The sequence below is a fragment of the Nocardioides sp. CPCC 206348 genome (assembly GCF_048654705.1).
Classification (GTDB): domain Bacteria; phylum Actinomycetota; class Actinomycetes; order Propionibacteriales; family Nocardioidaceae; genus Nocardioides.
This window is the reverse complement of sequence record NZ_JBMCZA010000243.1, coordinates 14874-18354: the sequence shown is the minus strand read 5'-3', so window position 1 is coordinate 18354 and position 3481 is coordinate 14874. Positions and strand designations below refer to the sequence as shown.

At 70.9% G+C, this 3481-nt stretch carries 4 protein-coding genes; all 4 read right to left on the bottom strand.

From position 1 onward, the window contains the following. On the bottom strand, window positions 1-521 hold a 521-nt coding region (locus ACOADB_RS28440), incomplete at its 3' end, for an alcohol dehydrogenase catalytic domain-containing protein (RefSeq protein WP_378607140.1). After that, window positions 521-1222, bottom strand: coding sequence for an SDR family oxidoreductase (locus tag ACOADB_RS28435; protein ID WP_378607137.1), 702 nt, complete (start codon window positions 1220-1222; stop codon window positions 521-523). The genes ACOADB_RS28435 and ACOADB_RS28440, both read right to left, overlap by 1 nt. Continuing rightward, the gene (locus tag ACOADB_RS28430) at window positions 1219-2562 is read right to left on the bottom strand and encodes a PucR family transcriptional regulator (RefSeq protein WP_378607134.1); all 1344 of its coding nucleotides are present in this window, start codon (window positions 2560-2562) and stop codon (window positions 1219-1221) included. Before ACOADB_RS28430 ends, ACOADB_RS28435 begins: the two co-directional genes overlap by 4 nt. Window positions 2563-2723: 161 nt before the next feature. Then, window positions 2724-3481 (bottom strand): tyrosine-protein phosphatase (locus ACOADB_RS28425; RefSeq protein WP_378607131.1); only part of this gene is annotated, 758 nt, incomplete at its 5' end.

Here is a 3481-nt window from a genome sequence, read left to right as displayed (position 1 = left end):
ACCGCGATGCTCGGCTGGGCCCGACCCCTGAGCAGGTCGAGCATGGCCGTACCCACGCCGCCGGCGGCGCCGTGGACGAGCACCGATTCGCCGTCGGCGAAGCCCGCGCGGCGCAGGGTGAACGATGCCGTCGCGTAGTTGAGGAAGAAGGCCGCACCGGATGCCCAGGGCATCTCGTCCGGGATGCGCACGGTGTAGCGCGGGATCGCCAGCACCCGCTGGGCCGCGGCTCCCCACACGCAGAAGCCCGCCACCCGATCGCCGGGACGGAATCGGGAGTCCGCGGGTGCTTCGAGCACCACGCCGGCGTACTCGCCTCCGGTGACGTACGGCGCCGGGACTCCGTGCTGGTAGGCGCCCCGGCTCTGCAGCAGATCGGGGAACGACACCGCGGCGGCACGGACCTCGACGAGCAGGCGCTCGCCTGCGGCCCACAGGTGTGCGCCCTCCGGCTCCGGCAGGTCGTCGGACACGGCGACGGCGGCCGGGCCGGTGGTCTCCCGGACGACCAGCCCACGCATCAGCGGCGAGCGACCGAGGAGGTGACCGAGCGGGTGTTCAGCTCGTCGCCCCCGTCGACGGTCATCAGCTGACCGGTGACCATGCCGGAGGTCTCGCTGGCGAAGAAGGCCACCCCGTTGGCGATGTCATCGGGTGCGACGAAGCCGTTGGGCAGGCTCGCCAGCCAAGCGTCCTTGACCTCCTCGGGCATGCCGAGAATGCCGGAGGACGCGGTCATGCCGGGCAGCACGCAGTTGGCCGTGACGCCGGTGCGGACGTTCTCGGCAGCAACGGTCTTGACCATCCCGATCAGTCCCGCCTTGGACGTGGCGTAGGAGACCTGTGCGGGCATGCCCTGCGTTCCCGACGTGCTGGAGATGACGACGATCCGGCCGTACCCGCGCTCCCGCATCCCGCGCAGGCACTGCTGGAGCACCCGGAAGGTGCCGGTGAGGTTGATGTCGAGGTCGAGCTGCCACTTGTCGAGCGAGAAGTTGTGCGCCGACCCGAAGAGGGTGGTGATGGCGGCGTTGCCGACGTAGACGTCGATCTCGCCGAAGTCCGGGAGCTCGTCGCGGGCGATGTCGACCTGCCAGGTGCAACCCGGCTCCTTGTCGAGGGTGACGACATCGAAGCCGTCGTCCGTCAGCCGTCGTACGATCGCCTGCCCGATCCCGCCTTCCCGACCTGCTCCGGTCACCAGTGCTCGGCGCCTCCTCATGCGGTGTCCTTCCCTCGTTCTGCCTTGTCCGCGATGACGAGCGACTCCCCGAAGGCCGGGATGGCGGGGTGGCCCTCCAGGCGCAGCACGAGCAGGGCCGTCTGTGTCGAGAGCTGGTCGTTGGCATTGGCGGCAACATCGAGGCCGGTGAGGTCGTGGACCTTGGCGAGGCGCAACCGCACGGTGTTCTCGTGGATGCCGAGCCGTGCTGCCGACTCGCGGACGCTGCGTCCGGTGTCGAAGAAGCACTGCATCGTGCGGAGGAGGTCGGCCTTGCCCGGGCCGCCGTCGAGCAGGGCCCCGACCACGTCCTGGACATAGCGGCGTACGGCAGCGAGGTCCCCGTTGGCCACGAACAGTCGCGCTGGACCGAGGTCGTCGACGGCGATGACCCGTTCGCCCGTCCGGGAGAAGCGGTCGACGCAGAGCACGACCTCTCGCGTCTCGCGATAGGCCCTCTGGAGCGCGGTCGCCCGTGTCACGCCGGAGACCCCGACAATCGCGTTCGGGTCGCCGATACCGGTCATCAGCCGGCGCATTGCCTGCTTGACCTCGTGGACGAACGAGACGTGGGCCAGGTCGCTGGGCGCCTCGATGAGCAGGATCATGCCCTCGCGGCCACGGGTACCGAGGACCTCCACGCCGAGGTCGGCCGACGCCAGGGCGGAGACCTCTTCCTCGTCGCGGGACTCGGCGCCGGGTGCGTCGGCGATGTACACGAGGACGCGGTCCGCGTCGGCCTGGACCCCGAGGTACTCCGCGGCGTCCGTGATGTCGTCGTCGCGGGTGTGGCCGCGGACGAGCTGCCGGGCGAGGGTGGCTCGGGCATTCCACGAGGCCCGCGCGACCCGCCGCTGGACGACGTACTCGCTGGCGAGGTGGAAGCCGGCGCGGCTCAACAGCGCGAGGTCGTCGCGCCCGAGTCGACCGGACACCTCCGCCATGACGAGCCATGCGAAGAGTGAGTCGTCGCGCCGTACGGGCATCAGGAGGTGGCGACGATCGACGCGACGCGCCGGTTGGGCGGCCACCACGAGCGGCTTCCCGGACTCGAGGTCGGCAGGTCCGTGCTGGGCGAGCAGGTGGTCGACGTCCGGAACCCGGAAGTCGGATCCACGCGCACGGCCCGAGCGCGAGACGACGCGATGCTGGGGGTCGATCAGCCAGACCGGGTTCGCGGTGAGATCAGCGACTGCCTGCACCAGGCCGGAGATGCCGCCACCGGAAGCGGCCACGGAGGAGAGGCGCAGCTCGACGCCGTACCGACGGCTGAGCTCCTCGTGCCGATGGCGGAGCTCGTCGGCGGGGATCGCTGCGACGGCGTCGGCCACGATCGTCATGGCTGTCGCCTCGCGTCGTGCGCGTGGGCGTGCCGCGAACGATCCCGTCCGGGGCGGTTCGGAGCGGCCATGATTGTCTCCCTCTCGGCGCACGATGCTTGGGGCCCAATGCTCCGAGATTAGAATGGTCTGACCGTTTAAGCAAGAGCGAGGCTGCACCGTCAGCCCTCCAGCATCGCGTCGCGAAAGTTCGAGATCTCCACGTCCGGAGCACCGTGGTCGAGCAACCAGCCCTCGGCTCCACCCCGCTCGCCGAGCCAGTCGAGCAGTGCGTGCATGTGCTCTGCGCGCGGCTCCTGGTCCTCGGCGGTACTGCCGGCCAGCATCGCGGCATACAGCTCCATCCCGACCAGACGGTCGAGAACCGGCCCGACGCTCGGCGCCGAGAGCACGTAGTCGGCGACGATGTCGTCGGCCGGGACGCCCAGCACAGCTAGCAAGAGCGCCGCCACCACGCCCGTCCGGTCCTTCCCGGCCGCGCAGTGGAACAGCACCGCATGACCCTCCGGCGACATCACCCCGCGGACCGCCCCCACCACCGTTTCCGGGCGGTGGACGAGGTACGCCGGGTAGCGCGCGTGCCAGGAGCTCCCGCGCCCGGCGGTCAGCGGCCACCGCTCGCAGATCACCCCGCGCGATTCCCAGTCCACGCGCTCGACGGCGGCCTCGGTCCCCCGACGGAGGTCGATCACGGTGCGCAGCCCGAGCTCCCTGAGCGCCCCGGTGTCGGCGTCCGCGAATGCCGGGTAGTCACTTCGGAAGACCTGCCCTGTCCGGACCCGGAGCCCGGATGCGGTCGCAAGACCGCCGAGGTCGCGGACATTGTGGGAACCGGCGAGGGTGCGCAGTCTCGGGTTCTGCGTGGTGGGCTCGGGCGTCACGGCGCCAGACTCGCGCGCCGCGGGCCGGGCGGCCACGC

Excerpts from the sequence above, each read along its gene's own strand:
- ACOADB_RS28435 (WP_378607137.1), bottom strand. The coding sequence starts at position 1,222 with ATGAGGAGGCGCCGAGCACTGGTGACCGGAGCAGGTCGGGAAGGCGGG.
- ACOADB_RS28430 (WP_378607134.1), bottom strand. The coding sequence starts at position 2,562 with ATGACGATCGTGGCCGACGCCGTCGCAGCGATCCCCGCCGACGAGCTC.